Origin of the sequence: Schaalia odontolytica (assembly GCF_009730335.1) — a bacterium.
Lineage (GTDB): Bacteria > Actinomycetota > Actinomycetes > Actinomycetales > Actinomycetaceae > Pauljensenia > Pauljensenia dentiphila.
Window position 1 is genome coordinate 625,369 of sequence record NZ_CP046315.1, and the last position, 20,984, is coordinate 646,352.

At 66.0% G+C, this 20,984-nt stretch carries 19 protein-coding genes; 15 read left to right on the forward strand and 4 right to left on the reverse strand.

Annotated elements, in window-relative coordinates; genetic code table 11:
* A complete protein-coding gene (locus FOC40_RS02720) occupies positions 1 to 723 on the reverse strand; it encodes a response regulator transcription factor (protein WP_003795771.1) in 723 nt (240 codons plus the stop codon).
* A gap of 128 nt (positions 724 to 851) precedes the next feature.
* Between FOC40_RS02720 and FOC40_RS02725 the strand changes: the two genes are divergently transcribed.
* From FOC40_RS02725 to FOC40_RS02765, 9 genes are all read left to right on the forward strand, one after another.
* Positions 852 to 1,352 (forward strand): PH domain-containing protein, encoded by a 501-nt coding sequence (locus FOC40_RS02725; protein WP_003795769.1) that lies wholly within the window; start codon positions 852 to 854, stop codon positions 1,350 to 1,352.
* Positions 1,349 to 2,908, forward strand: coding sequence for a PH domain-containing protein (locus tag FOC40_RS02730; RefSeq protein ID WP_003795767.1), 1,560 nt, complete (start codon positions 1,349 to 1,351; stop codon positions 2,906 to 2,908). The genes FOC40_RS02725 and FOC40_RS02730 overlap by 4 nt, the downstream gene beginning before the upstream one ends.
* A gap of 25 nt (positions 2,909 to 2,933) precedes the next feature.
* Complete coding sequence (locus tag FOC40_RS02735; protein WP_039929591.1) at positions 2,934 to 3,821, forward strand: Rossmann-like and DUF2520 domain-containing protein; 888 nt, start codon at positions 2,934 to 2,936, stop codon at positions 3,819 to 3,821.
* A 132-nt stretch (positions 3,822 to 3,953) separates the two neighbouring features.
* Entirely contained in the window at positions 3,954 to 4,907 is a 954-nt protein-coding gene (gene panC, locus FOC40_RS02740; protein WP_003795763.1) for a pantoate--beta-alanine ligase, read from the forward strand.
* A complete protein-coding gene (panD, locus tag FOC40_RS02745; RefSeq protein ID WP_003795761.1) occupies positions 4,904 to 5,338 on the forward strand; it encodes an aspartate 1-decarboxylase in 435 nt (144 codons plus the stop codon). The genes panC and panD overlap by 4 nt, the downstream gene beginning before the upstream one ends.
* A 182-nt stretch (positions 5,339 to 5,520) precedes the next feature.
* Positions 5,521 to 6,399 (forward strand): carbohydrate ABC transporter permease, encoded by an 879-nt coding sequence (locus FOC40_RS02750; protein WP_003795760.1) that lies wholly within the window; start codon positions 5,521 to 5,523, stop codon positions 6,397 to 6,399.
* A complete protein-coding gene (locus FOC40_RS02755; protein ID WP_003795758.1) occupies positions 6,386 to 7,231 on the forward strand; it encodes a carbohydrate ABC transporter permease in 846 nt (281 codons plus the stop codon). Before FOC40_RS02750 ends, FOC40_RS02755 begins: the two co-directional genes overlap by 14 nt.
* Positions 7,232 to 7,261: 30 nt before the next feature.
* The gene (locus tag FOC40_RS02760; RefSeq protein WP_003795756.1) at positions 7,262 to 8,584 is read left to right on the forward strand and encodes an ABC transporter substrate-binding protein; all 1,323 of its coding nucleotides are present in this window, start codon (positions 7,262 to 7,264) and stop codon (positions 8,582 to 8,584) included.
* A 68-nt stretch (positions 8,585 to 8,652) separates the two neighbouring features.
* Entirely contained in the window at positions 8,653 to 9,348 is a 696-nt protein-coding gene (locus FOC40_RS02765; RefSeq protein WP_003795755.1) for a PIG-L deacetylase family protein, read from the forward strand.
* A gap of 98 nt (positions 9,349 to 9,446) precedes the next feature.
* Here FOC40_RS02765 and FOC40_RS02770 read toward each other — a convergent pair whose 3' ends face one another.
* Entirely contained in the window at positions 9,447 to 10,820 is a 1,374-nt protein-coding gene (locus FOC40_RS02770) for a 6-phospho-beta-glucosidase (protein WP_039929488.1), read from the reverse strand.
* 76 nt (positions 10,821 to 10,896) lie between these two features.
* Here FOC40_RS02770 and FOC40_RS02775 point away from each other — a divergent pair, with 76 nt between their 5' ends.
* Complete coding sequence (locus FOC40_RS02775) at positions 10,897 to 11,784, forward strand: carbohydrate kinase family protein (protein ID WP_003795751.1); 888 nt, start codon at positions 10,897 to 10,899, stop codon at positions 11,782 to 11,784.
* A 56-nt stretch (positions 11,785 to 11,840) separates the two neighbouring features.
* Positions 11,841 to 13,460 (forward strand): lysine--tRNA ligase, encoded by a 1,620-nt coding sequence (locus FOC40_RS02780; protein ID WP_003795749.1) that lies wholly within the window; start codon positions 11,841 to 11,843, stop codon positions 13,458 to 13,460.
* A gap of 83 nt (positions 13,461 to 13,543) precedes the next feature.
* Here FOC40_RS02780 and FOC40_RS02785 read toward each other — a convergent pair whose 3' ends face one another.
* Positions 13,544 to 14,485: a sugar-binding transcriptional regulator gene (locus FOC40_RS02785; protein ID WP_003795747.1), complete on the reverse strand. Its 942-nt coding sequence runs from the start codon at positions 14,483 to 14,485 to the stop codon at positions 13,544 to 13,546.
* 314 nt (positions 14,486 to 14,799) lie between these two features.
* Between FOC40_RS02785 and FOC40_RS02790 the strand changes: the two genes are divergently transcribed.
* Together FOC40_RS02790 and glpK are read left to right on the forward strand one after the other, a co-directional pair.
* Positions 14,800 to 15,585: an MIP/aquaporin family protein gene (locus FOC40_RS02790; protein ID WP_003790706.1), complete on the forward strand. Its 786-nt coding sequence runs from the start codon at positions 14,800 to 14,802 to the stop codon at positions 15,583 to 15,585.
* 137 nt (positions 15,586 to 15,722) lie between these two features.
* A complete protein-coding gene (gene glpK / locus FOC40_RS02795) occupies positions 15,723 to 17,243 on the forward strand; it encodes a glycerol kinase GlpK (protein ID WP_003795743.1) in 1,521 nt (506 codons plus the stop codon).
* Between the two features lie 77 nt (positions 17,244 to 17,320).
* Here glpK and FOC40_RS02800 read toward each other — a convergent pair whose 3' ends face one another.
* Complete coding sequence (locus tag FOC40_RS02800; protein ID WP_003795741.1) at positions 17,321 to 19,603, reverse strand: FAD-dependent oxidoreductase; 2,283 nt, start codon at positions 19,601 to 19,603, stop codon at positions 17,321 to 17,323.
* A 91-nt stretch (positions 19,604 to 19,694) separates the two neighbouring features.
* Between FOC40_RS02800 and FOC40_RS02805 the strand changes: the two genes are divergently transcribed.
* Positions 19,695 to 20,288, forward strand: coding sequence for a TetR/AcrR family transcriptional regulator (locus FOC40_RS02805; protein ID WP_003795739.1), 594 nt, complete (start codon positions 19,695 to 19,697; stop codon positions 20,286 to 20,288).
* 79 nt (positions 20,289 to 20,367) lie between these two features.
* Complete coding sequence (locus FOC40_RS02810) at positions 20,368 to 20,940, forward strand: NYN domain-containing protein (protein WP_003795737.1); 573 nt, start codon at positions 20,368 to 20,370, stop codon at positions 20,938 to 20,940.
* The last annotated feature ends 44 nt before the right edge of the window (positions 20,941 to 20,984 follow it).

Here is a 20,984-nt window from a genome sequence, read left to right on the forward strand (position 1 = left end):
TCAGTCCTCAGCGCGCAGGATGTAGCCGACCCCACGCTTGGTGTGGATCAGCTCCCCGGAGGCTCCCTCGACGGCGAGTTTGCGCCGCAGGTAGGAGATGTAGGACTCGACGATGGCGACTTCGCCGTCCCAGTCGTATTCCCACACGTGGTCGAGGATCTGCATCTTGGAGACGACGCGCCCCGCGTTGATGACGAGGTAGCGCAGGAGCTTGAATTCGGTGGGGGACAGGTCGATGGGTACGCCGGCGCGCGTGACTTCGTGGGCGTCCTCGTCGATGACGAGGTCTCCGACGCGCAGGAACGCGTCGTCTTCTTCGGAGCCCATGGTGCGGCGCAGGATGGCGCGGATGCGGGCGACGACCTCTTCGAGGCCGAAGGGCTTAGTGACGTAGTCGTCGCCGCCGACGGTCAGGCCTTGGATCTTGTCGCGCATGTCGTCGCGCGCGGTGAGGAAGAGGACCGGGGTGGTGATGCCGGCGTCGCGCAGGCGCCTGGTGACGGTGAAGCCGTCCATGTCGGGGAGCATGACGTCGAGGACAATGAGGTCGGGGCGCGAGGCCTGGGCCTCGTGAAATGCGCCGCTGCCGTCCTCGGCGGTGATGACGTCGAAGCCGGCGAAACGCAGGGAGGAGGCGAGGAGGTCGCGGATGTTGGGCTCGTCGTCGACGACGAGCAGTTTTGCTTCAGTTCCCGGGGTACTCATGAAACTAGTGTCACTCATCTGTCTGAATGTTTCCTGTGAGGTAGGTGGGAGTAATGACGCTACTTCTGTTTGCTTCGTCACCTCGGTTGGTCGCGCAGAAATAAAGGACAGGAAAAGGCGCGGAAAAGATGTGCAAGAATTGAAGCATGTCATCTCAGAACGCAGCAGACGTCATGTCCCCCGACGGCGTCGACTTCCAGCACGTGTCCCCCAAACTCGCGACCCTGCGCCTCGGAAACGCCCTGGCTCTGTGCGGTGCTCTGTGTGGCGCGATCTCCGCCCTCGTCCTCATCGTCGACATCCCGGCGCTGTGGTGGCTCATGCTCGTGCCCGCCGCCATCGCACTCTTCTGCCTGTGGCTCGTGCCCGCCCAGGTGCGCGCCCTGCGCTACGCACTGGCCGATACGGACTTCGTGATCCGTCGCGGCGTCTTCAGTCGCTCGCTGACCCTCGTGCCCTATGGCCGCATCCAGTACGTCGACATCTACCAGGGCCCCGTGCTGCGCCTGCTCGGCATCTCGACGATCAAGCTGTCGACCGCGAGCGCGAAGACTGACGCGACGCTGAGCGGCGTGCCCGTCGCGGATGCGGCGCGTCTGCGGGACGTCCTGGCGGAGCGTGGTTCGGCGGAGCTGATGGGCCTATGAGCACGGACCTCTCCTCTGACGGCATCGCCCCCGAGGACTGGAAGCCGCTTCACCCGCTCACCTACGTTCCCCGCGTCGCGGGAAGTGTCGCGGGTATCGTGGGCGCGGTGTCCCTGAGCAACGCTTCTGCGATCGGGCGCATGCTCAACGGTGAGACGCCGCAGTGGTTTGAAACCACCGGTATCTTCCTCGGTCTGGCGTTTATCGCGGGCCTCGTTCTGGCCATTGCGGGCGCGTACTGCTACCTGTCGTGGACGAAGACTCGCTACGCGGTGAGCAACACGGCGATCTGGTACCGCGCCGGCATCCTGAAGCGCACGCAGCGCCACGCGAGGCTGACGCGCATCCAGACGATCAACGTGTCCTACTCGCTCATCGGGCGCCTCCTGCGCCTGGGCTACCTGGATATCGAGGTCGCCGGCGGCACTGACTCGAGCATCAAGCTGGGCCTGCTGCCCGCGCAGCGTCTCGAGGAACTGCGTGCCCTCCTCCTCGCGCTCGCTTCGGGTGCGATCGACGAGGCCGTGGATCCCGCTGACCTTTCCCCGGCCTCGGACCGCGTGGCGACGGCGAAAACCCCGCTGGAGGCCCCCGAGCGCTCCGTGTTTAAGGTCGGGTTCGTCAAGCTCCTGGCATCCATGCTGGCGACCATCGACAATGCGATCGCCCTGTTCTTCGGCATCTTCCTCCTGGGTCTCAACGGCTTCCTCGTGGGTGTCGTCGGGGTGACGTCGATCATGAGTTTTCTGGGTATCGTGGCGGGTGCGTTCAGCCTCCTGGCGGGCGTCTGGGCGCGTTTCGATCGAGAGTTCGGTTTCACCGCGGCGATTGCTGCTGATGGCGTGCGCATCGACCGCGGCCTGACGGCTCGCCGCCACGTGACGATCCCTCCGGGGCGCATCCACGCTATCGAGGTCACCCAGCCGCTGATCTGGCGACTGTTTGGCTGGTATCGCGTGGAGATCACGCAGGCCGGCAACGCGGCGCACACGACGGATGAGAAGAACAAAGGCATGCAGGTGGATGTGGCTTCCGACGTGCTGGTTCCCGTCGGAAGCCGCGTGGAGGTCATCCAGGCGATCGCGATGGCGATCCCGGACCTGGGGGCCGATGATCCCGACGGCTTCCTTGAGTCCCTTCGTGTGGGCACGGGCGAGGACCGCTGGATGACACCGATCCCGCCCAGCGCGAGGATTCTGGATCCTCTCGTGTACAAGCGCCGAGCCTTCGGCCTGACCGATGCCGTGTTTGCGATCCGCGATGGCTTCTTTAACCTGCGCTTCTCGATTATCCCTCTGACACGCATCCAGTCGGTGTCGCTGCATCAGGGGCCCATTCAGCGCTGGCGCCGCGTCGCCTCGGTGCGCGCCGCGCTGGTCCCCGGATCGGTGGCATCCATGGCCGAGCACGTTGAGGCGGGCCGCTCTCTACAGCTGTGGGCGCAGCTGTCGCAGGCCTCGAAGGTCCGCCGCGAGGCCGAGGTTCCCGAGCGCTGGCTCTCTCGCGTCACCGAGATCGTCGAGGCGACCTCGCAGCGTGCGGAGGACGACAAGTAGCCCGATGATCGGCGACAATGGAGGCATGAGTACCCCCGGACGCCTCGGAATCGGCATCATCGGCATGGGCCACGTCGGGCCCGTCATCGGCTCTGCGCTGCGCGCGGTCGGGCATCAGATCGTCGCCGTCTCCGCGTCGTCGGACGCGTCGCGCGAGCGTGCCGACGCGATGCTCCCCGGCGTGCCGATCGCCACGCCCGAGGAGGTCGTGCGACGCTCCGAGGTGGTCATCGTGGCCGTTCCTGACGACCAGATCGGCCCCCTTGTGAGCGGCCTGGCCGACCTGGGCGCCTGGCAGAGCGGGCACATCGTCATTCACCTGTCGGGTGCTTCCGGCGTGGGGCTGCTCGGCGCCGCCGCGGGCGCGGGAGCGGTCCCGCTCGCCATCCACCCGGCGATGACCTTCACCGGTACCAGCGTCGACGTGGCGCGTCTCGTGGGCACGCCCTTCGCGGTGACGGCTGCGGCACCCTTCCTGCCGATCGCCCAGGCCCTCGTCGTCGAAATGGGCGGTGAACCCGTCGTCGTTGCCGAGGTGGACCGCCCCCTCTACCACGCGGGCCTCGCTCACGGCGCCAACTTCATCGCGGGCATCACGGTGCAGACGACCCGAATCCTGGCCGAGGCTGGCATCGAGAATCCCGCCCTGTACGTGCGCCCGCTTCTCGAGGCAGCGCTCGATCGCGCCCTCACCGAGGGGGTTGCGGGCATCTCCGGGCCCGCCGCCCGCGGGGACGCGGGAACGATCGCCGCGCACGCGCGCTGCCTCGGGGCCCGGGAGGATCTCGCCGGGGAACGCGACACCTACGCGGACATGACCCGTGCCCTGACCCGCCTGCTGCGCGACGCGCGTCTCCTCGACGAACGGGCCGCCGCCAGCGTCGAGGCCGCCCTCCTCGACCCGGGCGCCTGATCATCACACACCCAACGAGCCCACAACGCGGGAGAGAGAACGCGCGCAACCCAGGCCTCGTCGCGAAAACGCGAGGCGTGAGGAAAGCGACTCGATTACGCACCGGCGGGCCGAAGTTGCAAGAATAGAACTATGACTCACCGTCCTGTCCTGACCCACACGCGTGCCGAGTTGGCCGATGCGCTGTCGCGCCTGCACGGCACGAAGGCACTCGTGATGACCATGGGTGCTCTCCACTCCGGGCACCTGCAGCTCGTGCGCGAAGCCCGCGAACTGGCCGATCATGTGATCGTCACAATCTTCGTCAACCCGACGCAGTTCGCGCCCGGCGAGGACTTCGACGCCTACCCGCGCACCCTGGACGCGGACATGGACGCCCTCGAGACGGTGGGTGCGGACCTCGTGTGGGCGCCCGCGCCCCAGGACGTGTACCCCACGCCCGCGACCGTGACGATCGACCCGGGCCCCATCGCGCGCGTTCTCGAAGGTAAGACGCGCCCCACGCACTTCGCGGGTGTCGCGCTCGTGTGCACCAAGGTTGTCAACCTTGTGCGCCCCGACGTGGCCCTGTACGGACAGAAGGACGCCCAGCAGCTGGCCGTCCTGCGTACCGTTTTCTCCCAGCTGGATATCCCCGTGCGCGTTCACCCCGTGCCGATCGTGCGCGCCGAGGACGGGGTCGCCCTGTCCAGCCGTAACCAGTACCTGAGCGACGATGAGCGCATCCGCGCCCGTGCCCTCTCGCGCGCGCTTCGTCGCGGCGCCGAGGCCGCCGAGGCCGGAGCCAAGCCCGCGCAGATCGTCGCCGAGTGCCGCTCGGTTATCGACGCCGAGGGCGGTATCGAGATGGACTACATTGCGCTCGTGGACGCGGGGTCTTTCGAGATTCTCGCGGGCACCGAGTCCGTGCCCGTCGGCGAGGGTACTGCCGCGCCCACGATCCTGTCGGACGGCTCGCGTGAGGGACGTATCCTCATCGCCGCCAAGGTGGGCACGACGCGCCTCATCGACAACATGGAGGTGCCGCTGCGCGACGCCTCCGGTTCCTCCGGCCGTCTCGCCGAACGCGCGGGGGACCTCGCATGATGGAAATGACCCGCGAGATGGCCATCGGCAAGATCCATCGCGCCGTCGTCACCGGCGCTGACCTGCACTACGTCGGCTCGATCACGGTGGACGAGGACCTGCTGGACGCCGCGAACATCGTGCCCGGACAGAAGGTCGACATCGTCGACGTCAACAACGGTGAGCGCCTGTCGACCTACACGATCGCGGGTGAGCGAGGCAGCGGCACGATTCAGCTCAACGGCGCGGCCGCGCACAAGGTGAGCGTCGGTGACCTCGTCATCATCATGGCCTACGCCCAGGTGCCCGAATCCCTCGTGCGTACGATTAAGCCCTCCGTCGTCTTCGTCGACGAGGCCAACACAATCGTGAGCGCCGGCGACCACGCGGGAAGCGTCCCCGAGGACTCACCCCGTGCCCGCGAGCTGGGGCTGAAAAGCTCCGGCGTCTGATTGACACGCCGGTAGGAGCGCCCACTCAGCTGAGTGGGCGCTCCCTTGTTTTGCCTCGTTTCGTGCACCTTTGCTCGTTTGACGGCATGCGATGTTCACAATTGTCCATACCTTGTCTTCGCCCGGCGCTGATGCGCCCGTCACACCTATCCTCGAAGAACCGAACGAAAGGAAGGTGGGGCATGAGCAAGCGAGCGTCTCGTACGCGCCACGCACTCGTCGGATACGCGTTCCTGTCGCCCGCCCTCATCGGCGTCCTCATCTTCATGGTTGTGCCCATCGGTGTCATCATGTGGGTGAGCCTGTACCGGTGGGACCTCATCGGGGATACGCGATACGTGGGCCTGGCCAACGTCACGAACGTACTGAGCGACCCGTCCTTCCTGTCGTCCCTGCGCACGACGATTTTCTTCGTCCTCCTCGTGGTCCCCATCCAGATCATCCTGGGCCTCCTCCTCGCGAACCTACTGACGAAGGGCGTGCGAGGAACCGTCGTCTATCGCACGCTCATCGTCATTCCGTGGATCGCGCCTCCGCTGGCCCTCGGCGTCGTCTGGTCGTGGATCTTCGCCCCCACCGGTGGTCTTCTTTCCGCGCTGGCGGGCACGCGACTAGAAATTCTCGTGTCGCCCACCTGGGCGCTGCCCGCGGCGGCTTTCGTCGTCGTCTGGTCGAACGTGGGGTACACGGCTCTCTTCTTCATCGCCGGATTGCTCGCGATCCCGCGTGAGCTCACCGAGGCCGCGACCGTGGACGGGGCATCCTCCTCGCAGGTGTTCTGGCACATCAAGATGCCTCTCCTGCGCCCGACCTTCTTCTTCGTCTCGGTCACCTCCGTGATCTCGGTCTTCAACGTTTTCGATCAGATCTACGCCCTCACCAAGGGAGGCCCATCCGGCTCCACCGAGGTCCTCGCCTACCTGATCTACAAGGAGGCCTTCGAGACCGGAAACGTCGGCCGCGCCGCAGTCATGGCGTGCGTGATGATGCTGCTCCTCATGGGATTGACGCTGGCCCAGAACCTGTACTTCCGGAAGAGGACCACGTATGAGCTCGTCTAAGTTGCACTCGCGTCGGCCCTGGTGGTCGACCCTGGGGATCTACGGGGGGCTCTCGCTGGCCGCGTTCATCATGGTCGTCCCGCTCCTCTTCAGCTTTGTCACGGCCTTTAAGTCGCCGCAGGACTTCGCCTCGCACTCGCCCTTCGCGCTGCCTTCCCCGCCCTCCCTGGCCTCGTTCCAGGCGATCCTCACGGGACGGGTCAACTTCGGCGACGCGATCATCACGACGCTTCTCATGGTCGTGGTGATGGTCGTCGGGCAGCTGGTGTCCTCCGTGCTGGCCGCCTACGCGTTCGCCCGTATCGAGTTCCCGGGGCGCGAGGTCATCTTCTGGCTCTTCCTGGGCACCATGATGATTCCGGCGTCGGTTCTCGTCATCCCGCTGTACCTCATGATGGCCAAGATGGGGCTCAACAACACCTTCTGGGGCATCGTCCTCCCCTTCGTGTTTGCGTCGCCCTACGCGGTGTTCCTGCTGCGTCAGTCGTTCCGTCAGATCCCCCAGGAAATCATCGACGCGGCGACCATGGACGGCGCCGGGCAGATGCGCATCCTCTTCTCCATCGTCGTTCCCGTGTCGAAGCCGATCATTTCGACGCTCGTGCTCATCACGGTTGTGAGCCAGTGGAACTCGTTCATGTGGCCGCGGATCATTGCCGCGACCAGGCCACGCGTCCTCACGGTCGCGACGGCCGCGCTACAGAGCCAGTACAACGCGAATTGGACGTACGTCATGGCGGCGACCACTATCGCGCTCGTGCCCCTGATCGCTCTGTTCATCGTCTTTCAACGTCACATCGTTGAATCGATTGCCCTGACGGGAATCAAGTAACAACACAACCCATCACAACTGGAGGTCTTCATGAAAAGGCGTTTTGTTACCGCTACCGCTCTGATTGGTGCCGCGTCGATGCTGATGGCCGCCTGCTCGCAGGGTGGCAGCGCGTCGAGCGAGACGGGCACGTCCCTGACCCTGCGTCTGTGGGATGATCAGGCTGCCCAGGCGTACGAGGCGGCGCTCCCCGAGTTCACCGAGGAAACGGGGATCACGGTCAACGTCGAGGTCGTCCCGTGGTCGGACTACTTCACGGGCCTGCGTTCTGAGCTCGCCGCGGGCACCGGGCCGGACGTCTTCTGGTCCAACACGAACAACTACACGGAGTACGCGCGCGGCGGCAAGATCGTCAACATCGACGAGGAATTCCCCGCCTCCGAGCGCGACGGCTGGCTTCAGGGCGCCATCGATCAGTACACGGTTGACGGAAAGCTCTACGGTGTCCCGGTCCTCACCGACCCGTCGATCGCGGTGTACTACAACAAGTCGCTGCTGGACGCGGCCGGCGTGAGCATCGAGGACCTACAGAACCTGTCGTGGGACCCGAGCGCCTCCACCGACTCTCTGCGAGAGATCACCCGAAAGCTGACGTTGGACTCGTCGGGCCGCAACGCGGCTGACCCTGCATTCGACGCGGACCACATCGTCCAGTACGGATACAACGCCGCGCTGGATGGCCAGGCCATGCTCATTCCGTACCTGGGGTCGGCCGGTGCCACCCTGCAGGATGAGAGTGGGCACTTTACGTTCGCGAGCCCCGAGGGCGACGCCGCGGTCGGCTACCTGGTGGACCTGATCAACAAGGAGCACGTGGCCCCCTCGGCGGCCGACACGAACGACAACGGCGACTTCAGCCGCGACCAGTTCCTGCAGGGCAAGATCGCTCTGTTCCAGTCCGGTTCCTACAACCTGGCGAATGTGGCCGAGGGCGCTTCCTTCGAGTGGGGCCTGGCTCCCCAGCCGAAGGGTCCCGCCGGTGCGGTGACGGTCGGTAACTCCGTCGTCGCCGCCGGTTCGACGGCGAGCGCGAACCCCGAGGCTCAGCACAAGCTGCTGGCGTGGCTGGCTGGCAAGGACGGAGGTGCCGCACTGGGCAAGACCGGCGCCGGCTTCCCCGCGAACGAGAAGGCCCAGGCGACGTGGATCGCGTACTGGTCGGACAAGGGCGTCGACACTTCGGTGATGGCGAAGACTCCTTCGGGCACGATCATGGCTCCCTTCGGCGCGAAGCTGGGCGCGGCAATGGACGCGTACAACGGCGTGCTCAAGGAGGTCTTCCTGGGACGCACCGGCGTGCATGAGGGCGTCCAGGCCGCTCAGGACGCCGCCAACGCGGCGATTGATCAGTAGCCGTCACAGACTCGGGACAGGCGCCGGCGGGACATGATCTCGCCGGCGCCTCGGTAAGGAGTACACGAATGGATACCGTGCTGGGCATTTACGCCCACCCCGATGATGCGGATGTGGACGCGGGCGGGACACTCGCTCGCTTCGCGCGCGAAGGGTCGAGAGTTGTCGTCGCAGTCGTCACGGACGGTGACGCGGGAGGCTCCGACCAGGATCTGCATCAGCAGATGGGGGAGTTGCGTTGCGATGAACAGCACCGCGCGTGCGAGCAACTCGGCGTCACGGAGCTCGTCTTCTTCGACGGCTACCCCGACGGTATGGTGACCCCGTCCCACGGCCTCGTGCGCGATATCGTTGCCCTCATTCGGCGCGTGAAGCCGAACCTGATCCTCAGCCTCTCGCCCGAATACAACTGGTCGTCCATCTACGCCAATCACCCGGACCACCGGGCCGTGGGCGCCGCGGTCACGGATGCCGTCTATCCGGCCGCGCGCAACCCCTTCGCGTTCCCCGAGCTACTCGACGAGGGCCTGGACCCCCACGTGGTCGAAGAAGTGTGGTTCCAGGGGGGCCCGTTGACGAACCACGTCGTCGAGCTGGACCAGGCAGACGTCGAGGCCAAGGTCAGGGCGGTGCGCGAGCACGTCACCCAATTCGACGACCTCGACCGGATGGAGTCCTGGATCCGACAGGGCATCCGCGACGCGGGGAAGCCCCACGGCTACGCGGGGGGAGAAGAGTTCTTCCGCTGGGACACGCGCGGGTGATCTCCCGACACCCGGCGTGCCCCTGAGACTGTGCCCCTGCCTCGTCCGTACGAGGCAGGGGCACAGTGCGTTGATGGGCGCGGGGAGGACGGCGCCCATCAGTCGAAGGCAGCGGCGACCAGTGGGTTTGTGCGGATCGCCTGGTCGAGCACGTCGCGCGCGACGTTGACCGAGTCGACCAGGGGGTGCAGCGCCAGCGCCTGCCACGCGAGGCTGCGGTCGCGCTCGCGCGCGGCGTCGATGACGAGATTCTCGCAGGCCTTCACGGATTGGACGAGGCCGAGAGCTGCCCCTTCCAAGGGAGCGACCGGAATCGGATGGACGCCCGAGGCGTCGACGTCGCAGGGAACCTCGACGACGTCCGCGTCGCGCAGCGTCGGAATCGAGGAGAACCCGCCGTCGCCGTTACCGACGTTGAGGATCATGCGCGCCGGTGTGTCCGTAGCGAGCGCGTTCATGAGGTCGAGGGCCACCTTTTGGTAGCCGCCGCCAGCGATGTCCTCGGCGCGCCTGCCGGAACGCTCGTCGACGTCGCGGGCCTCGGCCATGTAGGTCGCCTCCCGGTCGGCGAGTGCATCGATCCACGTCCGTCCCGCCTGCTCGGGGGCGGAGAGGACGGCGTTGTAGAAGGCTTCCTGCTGATCGCGCAGGTACTCGCCGCGTGATTGGTCCTGGTGAATGCGGGCCATGGCTTCGCGATGACAGTAGTAGTAGAAGAGGTATTCGTTGGGCAGGGCGCCCAGCGCGCGAATCCAGCCCGTGCCGATGGCGCGGGATTCTTCCATGGATCCCAGGGCCTCCTCGTCGGCGAAGAGGCGCGGGAGAATGTCGCGGTCGTCGACTGAGAGGGAGCGCAGCCAGCCGAGGTGGTTGAGGCCCACGTAGTCGAAGGACACGTCGGTGCGCTCCTCCTCGGGAACGCCCAGGGCGTTCAGCGTGCGATTGACGAGGCCAATGGGGGTGTCGCAGATGCCGATGACGCGCTCACCGAGCGCGGAACGCATCGCCTGGGTGATGATGCCGGCTGGGTTCGTGAAGTTGATGAGCCAGGCGCCCGGGCACAGGCGCTTGGCGGCGCGTGCCAGCTCGAGTGCCGGTCCGAGCGAGCGGAACGCGTAGCAGTAGCCGCCCACGCCGACGGTCTCCTGGCCGAGCAGCCCGTGATCGAGACCGCAGTGCTCGTCGAGGACCCTTCCGCAGGTGCCGCCCACGCGCATCGCGGAGAAGACGAAGTCGGCTCCCGGAAGCGCCTCGTTGATGTCGGTCGTCGCACGAACGGTCGGGGAGTGCGGGAAGTCCAGTGAGGACAGCACGGCCATCATCGCGTCGAGCCTGCGCGCGTCGGTGTCGTACAGGACGACGCAGTCGACGTCGAGGGACGCGTAAGCTCCCTGACCCGACCGCGAACGTGCCAAGACGTCGATCATCGCGGGGACCCGGAAGCCCCCTCCTCCGACGATGGTGAGCTGCATGGCGGGCATCCTCTCTGGATACGTATAGTGGTGGCTCAGTGACATATTGTAGTCGCGCTCACGTCTAGGAGGACCTGTGGAATCTCGAGCATCTGACGCGTCCGAGTTCGCGGTGTACGGCCCGACCTTCCTTGACGTCGTCATGGGCCCCCTCGACGGTCCTCCGGTTCCTGGCCGCGAGGCCTGGGTGGAGGGAGCGCTCATGTGCGCGGGCGGCGCGGCGAATCAGGCGATTGCGCTGGCTCGCCTGGGCGTGCCCGTTCGCCTGCACTCTCGCGTGGGCGTCGATCAGATGGGAGCGTTCGTGGACGAGATGCTCGCGCGCGAGGGAGTGGACACCTCGTCGTGCGAGCGTGTGGGCGATCAGAACGTCACCGTCTCCCTGTCCTTCGACGGTGATCGCGCGATGACGACGCGCGGGACGACCGCGTTGCCGCTCCTCGGCGGCGACGCGCCGGCGTGTCTGCTCGCGGACGTGCGGGGGATCGGCGCGAACAGCGAGGTCGTGTCCTCCTGGCGCGCTCGCGGGACCTGGGTGCTGGCGGACACTGCCTGGGACGAGGCTGGGGCCTGGGACGAGGCGGACCTAGAGTCTTTGCTTCTGGCTGACGTGTGCACGCCCAACGAGGAGGAGGCGCTCGCCTACGCGCGCACCGAGAGCGTGGAGGATGCCGCGCGGTGGTTCGCGTCCTTTGAATGCGACTGCGTGGTCACCTGCGGCAAGAACGGCGTGATCGCGTGCGTCGATGGACAGATCCTGCGCGTGCCAGCGCCCGCCGTGAACGCGGTGGATACGACGGGCGCGGGGGATGTCTTTTCGGCGGCGCTGGCCTGGGCGCGCCGAGCTCGCCGCATGCCGTGGCCCGAGGCGCTCGCCCTCGCCTGCGCGGCCGCCGCACACTCCACGCAGGGGATCGGTGGATCCTCGTCGGCCCCCTACGCGGCCGACCTCCCGGGTGCGTGAGGAGCCCAACCGGGCCCCTGCCTCGTCACGGGGTCAAATCCCGGTACGATAGGCGCATGACCGATTCTTCTTCCACGCCCACGCAAGCACCCGCAGACGACACCCCCGAGCAGGTCAAGGTTCGCGCGGCCAAGCGCGCGCGCCTCATGGAGGCCGGCATCCCCGCCTACCCAGTGCGCCTGCCGATCACGACCACCATCAAGGCGGTGCGTGAGAAGTACGCCCACCTCGAGGCTGGCGAAGAGACCGAGGACTACGTGGGCCTGGCGGGCCGCGTCATCCTCGCGCGCAACGGGGGCAAGCTCTGCTTCGCGACCCTCATGGACGGTGAGGGCAACAAGATCCAGGTCATGCTCTCGGCCGCCTCCGTTGGCGCCGAGTCCCTGGCCGCCTACAAGAACGACGTCGACCTGGGCGACCACCTCTTCGTCCACGGCCGCGTGATCTCCTCGCGCCGCGGTGAGCTGTCGATCTTCGCGACCCCCGCCGAAGTCACGCCCGAGGCCCAGGCCGAGTACGACGCCGCGCCCACCGCACTGCCCGCCCCCGACGCCTCGTGGGCCATCGCCTCCAAGGCGATCCGCCCCCTGCCCAAGACCTGGACCACCGAGGACGGCGAAGAGATCACTCTGTCCGAGGATCAGCGCATCCGCCGCCGCGAGCTAGACCTGATCACGCGCCCCGCCGCGCGCGACATGGTCCGCATCCGCGCGGCCGTCAACCGCTCGATCCGCGAGAACTTCTTCCGCCGTGACTACATCGAGCTTGAGACGCCGATGCTGCAGATGATCCACGGTGGTGCGGCTGCCCGCCCCTTCACGACGCACATGAACGCGCTCGACACCGATCTCTACCTGCGCATCGCGACCGAGATCTACCTCAAGCGCGCGGTTGTCGGCGGCGTGGACCGCGTCTTCGAGATGAACCGCAACTTCCGCAACGAGGGCATGGACTCCTCGCACAGCCCCGAGTTCACCTCCCTGGAGGCCTACGAGGCCTACTCGGACTACAACGGCATGGCTGAGCTGACCCGCGACCTCATCCAGCAGGCCGCGCGCGACGCCTTCGACCTGTCCGAGGGCGAGGAAATCGTGCGTCTGGCCGACGGCACCGAGTACGACCTGTCGGGTGAGTGGGACCGTATCGATCTGTACGGCTCCACCTCCGAGGCCCTGGGCGAGGAGATCACGGTGGAGACGCCGCGCGAGACCCTCGTCAAGTACGCGGAGCGCATCGGCCTGGAGGTCGACGACTACGCCGTGTCCGGCAAGATCGTCGAAGACATCTTCGAGGAGCTCGTCGTCTCCAAGCTGTGGGCGCCGACCTTCGTCTACGACTTCCCGGAGGACACCTCCCCGCTGACCCGCTACCACCGCTCGCGCCCCGGCCTCACCGAAAAGTGGGACCTGTACGTGCGCGGCTTCGAGACGGGCACCGCATACTCCGAGCTGGCCGACCCGGTCGTCCAGCGCGAGCGCTTCGAGGCGCAGGCCCTCGCGGCTGCCAACGGCGACCCCGAGGCCATGGTCATGGACGAGGACTTCCTCATCGCCATGGAGCAGGGCTTCCCGCCGTGCGGCGGCATGGGCATGGGCATCGACCGTCTGCTCATGGTCCTCACCGGCCAGGGCATCCGCGAGACGATCCCGTTCCCGCTGGTCAAGCGCCTGGGCTGATCTGAGTCGATGAAAGGGCCTCGGCCTCGTTCCCATCGTGGACGAGGCCGAGGCCCTTTCATGTGCGTCGGTGTCTCCCCGGCTCAGATGTAGGAGCGGCGGGGAGTCATGCGCGTGTGAACGAGGTCGAGGAGCTCGTGCGCGGCCCCGTCGTCGAGGACGAGGTCGGTGGCGACCCCCGCGCGCAGGGCGCCCAGCAGCGGGAGGGCCTTCGAGGCGCCGGAGACGACGCAGAGGCGGCGTGGGATCTTCTTGAGCGTGGCCGGGCTCGGGCCCGAGGCGCGCTCGTTGAGGTGCATGTTCGTGGAGCCGTCCTCGCGGATGAGGACGGTGCACACGTCGCCGACGACCCCGTCGTTCTGGGCCGCCGCGATCTCGTTGGGGTCGAGGAAGCCCCCCGAGTAGACGTGGGAGGGGAGGCGGGCCGACATGGAGCCGACGCCGAACAGGGCGACGTCTGCGCTGTCGATCGTGTTGAGGACCGACTGGACGGAGCGTTCGCGCCAGAGTGCCTCTTTGGTGTCCGCGTAGTCGAAGAATGCGGGCACGGGGAAGTTGACGATGCGCCCGCCGATGGCCTTCGCGGCGCGGGCGATGATGGCCTCGGCGTAGGGCATGCCCGACTCGGTGGCGGTGGCAGCTCCGTTGAGCTGGACGACGGTGGAACCCGCAAAAGACACGTGGGGCATGGCCCGCGTCACTTCGGCGGTGGTGTTTCCCCAGGCGATGCCAAGGGTGACGCCGGGGAAGAGCATGTCGATAAGGTGTTCCGCCGCGACGAGCGCAACGTTGTGCAGGCGGTTGACCTCGGTGTGGACGTCGTGAACGGGAACGACAGAAACCTGGACGCCGAAGAGGTCGGCAATTTGTCCCGCGAGGGTGCCCTTGAGACCGGGGGAGGTAGACACCGAGATGCGCACCAGGCCGACCTCCCGCGCGTGGGCGAGAAGTCGCGAGACCGAGGAGCGTGATATCTGCAGGTGGCGGGCGATTGTCTCCATCGTCTGCCCCTGGAGGTAGTACATCGAGGCGGCCTCATGCGCCTGTTCGTCACGTATTGTCACGTTTTCTAGTGTGCCATGCACAAGCGTGCAGATGTGTGACTTTGGGAATTAAAGGGTCTGAAGGGGCGACAAGTAAAATGCGTGTCATATGGTCAGGGTCACACGCGAGGGCCTGCACGGATGTGCAGTCAGTTTGGGCTAACGTGCATCAAGTGTCATACTGTGATGTGACCCGCGAAGCTTATCCGAGCGGATATTGTTCGACGGTACACAGTTGGCGGTGAAAGAACACCGGTGACCCGGCGCGAAGACGCGTCGGAGAAAGATAGGGAAACATGCTCACAACACTGCTCCCGGCAGCCGCTGATGCGGCTGTCCCTACCACGGGCCAGATTTTCTGGTCTGAGTTCCTCGGCACCACGATCCTGCTGCTCCTCGGTGGCGGCGTCGTTGCTACGAACCTGCTGCCCAAGTCCAAGGGCAAGGGCGGCGGCTGGCTGCTCATCAACTGGGGATGGGGCCTGGCGGTCTTCGCCGGCGTCTACGTTGCGTTCCGCACCGGTGGCCACCTGAACCCCGCGGTGACGATCGCCAAGGTCGTCGCCCACATGTTCGACTCCAACGTCACCCTGGCGGGTGACATTCCCGTCACCGGCACCAACGTCGCGGTCTACATCGTCGCCCAGTTCCTCGGTGCCTTCGCCGGCGCCGTCCTGTGCTGGCTGACCTTCAAGAAGCACTTCGATGAGGATTGTGACCCCGCCCTCAAGCTCGGCGTTTTCTCCACCGGTCCCGAGATCCGTTCCTACGGTTGGAACTGCCTCACTGAGGCCATCGGCACCGCCGTCCTGATCCTGTGGGTCTTCGTCTCCGGCTACACCGAGACCGCGGTCGGCCCTCTCGGCGTCGCGCTCATCATCGTCGTCATTGGTAACTCGCTCGGTGGCCCCACCGGTTACGCCATCAACCCGGCCCGTGACCTCGGCCCCCGTATCGCTCACGCGATCCTGCCGATCAAGGGCAAGGGTGGCTCCGACTGGGGTTACTCCTGGGTTCCCGTTGTCGGCCCGATCATCGGCGCCATCGTCGGCACCGTTCTCTACTACCTCATTCTCGCCTGAGAGTGAGTGCGCGGCCTCGCCCGCGTCATACCCCGCCGCCGGGGTGACATTTTGTGGGACTGCGAAGTCCCGCCCGCCGCGCAGGTGGATCGACGCGGCATACACAACGACGTGATAACGCCTCCGAAAGGACACTCATGACCACCGAAAAGTTCGTTCTCGCCATCGATCAGGGCACCACCTCGACCCGTGCGATCATCTTCAACCACTCCGGTGAGATTATCTCCGTCGGACAGAAGGAGTTCACCCAGATCTTCCCGAACCCGGGTTGGGTGGAGCACAACCCCATTGAGATCTGGGAGACCACCCGCACCGTCGTCGCCGAGGCTCTGCAGAAGGCGGAGATCAACCGCCACAACCTCGCGGCCGTCGGTATCACCAACCAGCGTGAGACCACCGTCGTGTGGGACAAGAACACCGGCGAGCCCGTTTACAACGCGATCGTCTGGCAGGACATGCGCACCTCCGACATTGTCAAGGAGCTCGAGGGTGACGAGGGCCCGGACCGCTTCCGCCAGATCTGTGGCCTGGGTCTGTCCCCCTACTTTTCCGGTTCGAAGATCAAGTGGATCCTCGACAACGTTGAGGGTGCTCGGGAGCGCGCCGAGGCCGGCGACCTGCTCTTCGGCAACACCGACTGCTGGGTCCTGTGGAACCTGACGGGCGGCATCAACGGCGGCGTGCACTGCACCGACGTCACCAACGCCTCGCGCACCATGCTCATGGATATCCGTACGCTGCAGTGGCGCGAGGACGTCTGCGAGATCTTCGGCATCCCGATGTCGATGCTCCCCGAGATCAAGTCCTCCTCCGAGATCTACGGCTACGGCCGCAAGAACGGTCTGCTCGTCGACACCCCGATCGCCGGTATCCTCGGCGACCAGCAGGCGGCAACCTTCGGCCAGGCCTGCTTCGAGAAGGGCATGGCGAAGAACACCTACGGTACCGGCTGCTTCATGCTCATGAACACCGGCACCGAGCCCGTCTTCTCCGACAACGGCCTGCTCACCACCGTGGCCTACAAAATCGGCGATCAGCCGGCCGTCTACGCCCTTGAGGGCTCGATCGCCGTCGCAGGATCGCTGGTCCAGTGGCTGCGCGACAACCTGGGCATGATCGTCAAGTCCTCGGACATTGGCGACCTGGCCAGGACGGTCGAGGACAACGGCGGCGTCTACTTCGTCCCCGCCTTCTCCGGCCTTTTTGCCCCCTACTGGCGTTCGGACGCTCGCGGCGCGATCGTGGGCCTGACCCGCTACGTCAACAAGGGCCACATCGCCCGTGCCGTCGAGGAGTCGACCGCGTTCCAGAGCGCCGAGGTCCTCGACGCGATGAACGCCGACTCCGGCGTGCCGCTCAAGGAACTCAAGGTTGACGGCGGCATGACGCACGACGACCTGGTCATGCAGTTCCAGGCCGACCTGTGCGGCGTCGACGTCGTTCGCCCGAAGGTCATCGAGACCACCGCGCTGGGTGCCGCATACGCCGCCGGTCTGGCGGTGGGCTTCTGGTCGGGCACCGAGGATGTCGTGGCCAACTGGCAGGAAGGCAAGCGCTGGAGGCCGTCCATGGATACGGCCGAGCGCGACCGCACCTACCGCCTGTGGAAGAAGGCCGTCACGCGTACGCTCGACTGGGTTGACGACGACGTGTTGTGACAGTCGCTCCATAGAAAGTGACGAGGCCGGGGCTGCGTGAAGCGGTCCCGGCCTTGCCGCGTGTGGGGAGGGGAGTGTTAGAACGTCTCGTAGGAGACGCGTGCGCCCCCGGCCTGGATGATGCGCAAAATGTCGCGGACTATGCGGGCGGAGCCGCACACGTAGTACGTGGCCTGGGGATCGATGCCCTCGGCGTTCAGGTAGTCGGTGATGCGCCCGTGAAATGTGCCGGGTGCCGCCTCGCGGCTGACGCATTGAATGAGCCGGGGCAGCGGTGTGTCGACTCGGCCTGTCAGGTCGTCTTCCGTCCGTGAGCATCCGACGATGAGTATGTCGTCGTCGCGCCTGCCAGCCTCGAATGCCGCGAGGAATGGGGCGATGCCCGTCCCTGTTGCGATGAAAATGCGCCGGTGTGGTGCCTCGGCGTCGGTCGTGCCCCGGTCTGGCGTGACGAGCCAGTGGCCGTAGGGCAGCTCAAGGTCGACGTCGTCGCCGGGTGCGGTGGTGCTCGCCCAGGAGGCGCCCATGCCCTTCGTGCGCACGTCAACGAGGAGCCTGACGGTGCGCCCAGGGGCTGATGCGAGCGAGTAGGGTCGCCATTCGAATGGGGCGACCCGAACGAGCGCGTACTGGCCTGCCTCCCACGTCGCGCATTCCGGTAGCTCGAGTGTGATGTCGCGGGTGGTGGGGCTCATCCAACGAGCGCGTTGTACTGTCGCCCGATGGCGTGCCGCCCCGGCGGTGCGTTCAGTCGTCGTGTCGTGGGAGGAGCTCGCGTGATCCTGGGTGGGGACCTGATCGCGCAGTGCGCGCATGATGCGGGGATATCCCGCGGGCCCGAGTACCTTGCAGGCCGTGGACATGCCGGCCATGGCGGCACCCACGATGCCGGGCATTCCGGCGTCCTGCCCGGTCAGGTAGAGGCCGTCGATGGGGGTCGAGGGAGAGACGAGGTCGGCGGCGAAGCGCTCGGGCGTGAGGGGTAGTCCGTAGAAGCATCCGCCCTCGTGTGACGTGAAGTGTTCGATGGTGAGTGGGGTGGCGACCTCGACTGAGCGCACGGCGTCTGTCAAGCCGGGTATGGCCGTGTCCGCGAGGCCAATGAGTCCGCGTGCCATCGCCGACGTCAGGCGTTCGTAGTCCTCCCCGCGCATCCCCGGCCTCGTCCCCAACCATCGGTCGAAGGCCTGTGGCTGGGCGAAGGACACGATCTCCACTGTCGCGTGGCGGTCTCCGGCTTTGATTCCGGGGAACGAGATGAAGGCTGATTGAGGGCGTCCCCGGCATAGGTCCTCGGTCATCTGCTCCAGGTTGTCGGGTCCCTGGGATGTATTCACCCAGATGTTCGACCCGTCCACGCCGGCGGGGTAGTGGTCGAGGGTGAGGTAGACGGTCACCGCGGAGCCTCCGTGCCCGAGGCGGGCGATCCTGTCGCGGACACGTGCAGTGAGCGCGCCGACCGGACCGGTCGTTGGTAGTAGCCGGGTGTAGGTTTCCCGTGCGCCGACGCCGGAAATCACGATGGGAGCACGCTCCTCGTAGGAGACAGGCGTGGGACCGCTGCGATCGCTGACGCGTACGCCCACTGCTCGCCCGTTGTCGATGAGGATGTCGTCGACGTCCTGGCACAGGCGGATCTCACCTCCGGTTGCGCGGATCCGTTCTTCGATCATGCGCGCGATCTGCCCGCTTCCGCCGCGTGGGAACCATGCGCCGTCCATGTAGTGGCACACGATCATCGCGTGGGCGACGAACGCGCTGCGCGTAGGCTCCACCCCGTAGTCGCCCCAATGCGTGGTGAGGAGGGCGCGCAGGGCCGGGTCGCGGAAGCGGCGCTCCATGTAGTGCTCTGTATGTTCTAGGGCGCATCCTGTCCGCAGGCGGAGTGCGAGGTGAATGGCGGGGGATGCCTGTGGTGGGACCATGTCGGCCATGTAGCGCAGCGACATCCATGAATAGGCGCGCTTCACATCCCGGCAGTAGCGTTGAATGGCTCTCTTCTCGTGTGGAAACAGAGAGATCAGGAGGTGCTGGTATTCCTTGAAACTGGATGGGATTGTGACGGTCAGGCCGTGGCCGGGCAGGATGAAGCGGTCGTAGCCCGACGGCATTCGATTCCATGTGAGCGCGCCGCCGGTGAGGTACTCGAAGAGCTGGCGTGGGCGGGATCCGGGGTGCATGTCGCCGACGTAGTGCAGCCCGACATCCCAGGAAGCGCCCATCCGACGGAATGAGTGGGTGAGGCCGCCTGGGGTGCTGTGTTTTTCGAGGACAAGCACGCGCGCTCCCGCGACTCCGGCAAGGAGGCCGGCCGTCGTGAGTGCGCCGATTCCCGAGCCGATAACGATCGCATCATACATGGAAACTCCCAAAACTAGACAGTGTCTACTTATGACAACATGCCTGCTAGACATTGTCAAGTCTGGCTGCTGTCTCGGATACACTGAGTGCATGACGCGCTCTACGACATCCGAGGGGCTGCGCGAGGCAATCCTCGCGATCAGCCGCGATCTCCTCAATGAGGGTGGGCCCTCTTCTCTCTCCATGCGCGAAGTTGCTCGTCGTGCGGGCTGTACGCACCAAGCTCCCTACCACCACTTCCAGGGGCGCGAAGGGATCCTCGTGGCGCTTGTCGAGGAGGGTTACCGCTCCCTCGAACGCGTACTGCGTGAGGCCAGGGAGCGTAGTGATGGGGCGCCGCCGCAGGACGTGACGCGAGCCGCCGGACACGCCTACCTGTCGTGCGCCCTGGCAAATCCTGGTGTCTTTCGGATCATGTTCCGATCAGACATGTACGACGCCGACGCGCATCCGGGGCTGAGGCAGGCCAGCCTGGCCGCGCGCTCCCAGCTACGTTCGTTGGCGCACACCGCCTACGGAACCGACGATCCCCACGCGGAAGTGACCCTGTGGGCATACATTCACGGCCTTGCCACTCTCGTCCTTGATGGGCCGCCCGCCCTCGGCAGCGGACAGGACGCGCAGTGCTTCGCTCGCCAAGCCATCGAATCCCCCTTCTTTATCGATGGAGTGACGGGAGCATAACGGGCTTTGTCGCGATGGGGAGGAATGTCTAGGACTCAAGGCCGCATAGGTCCGGATAATCGTCGGATACCCTAATCCCATGGAAAACCCTAATAATCAAACAACATATCTCGTTGTAGACGGCGAAAATATCGATGCCACGCTGGGCCTGTCCGTTCTTGACCGGCGTCCGAACCCCGAGGAGCGCCCCCGCTGGGACCGCGTTCTCGAGAGTGCGCACGGCCGCTGGGGGCAGAAGGCCAAGGGCCTGTTCTTCCTGAACGGCTCCTCCGGCTTCCTGCCGATGGGCTTCGTGCAGGCGCTCACGGCCATGGACTACTCGGTCATCCCCCTGTCGGGCCCGGCCGACATGAAGGTCGTCGACGTCGGCCTCCAGCGCACGATGGACGCGATCGCGAATCTTGGCTCTGGCGACGTCATCCTGGCCAGCCACGACGCTGACTTCCTGCCCCAAATCGAGACCCTCCTCGACCAGGGCCGCCGCGTCGCGGTCATGTGCTTCAAGGAGTTCCTCTCCTCCCAGCTCCACGAGCTGGAGGAGCGAGGCCTGGAGATCATCGACCTCGAATACGACGTGCACGCCTTCCAGGTGCGTCTGCCCAGGCTCCACATCATCGACATCGACGACTTCGACCCGATGTCCTTCCTGTAAACCCTGGCCGCGCGTTCGTGAGTGGGTGCGTTGCCACCGACATG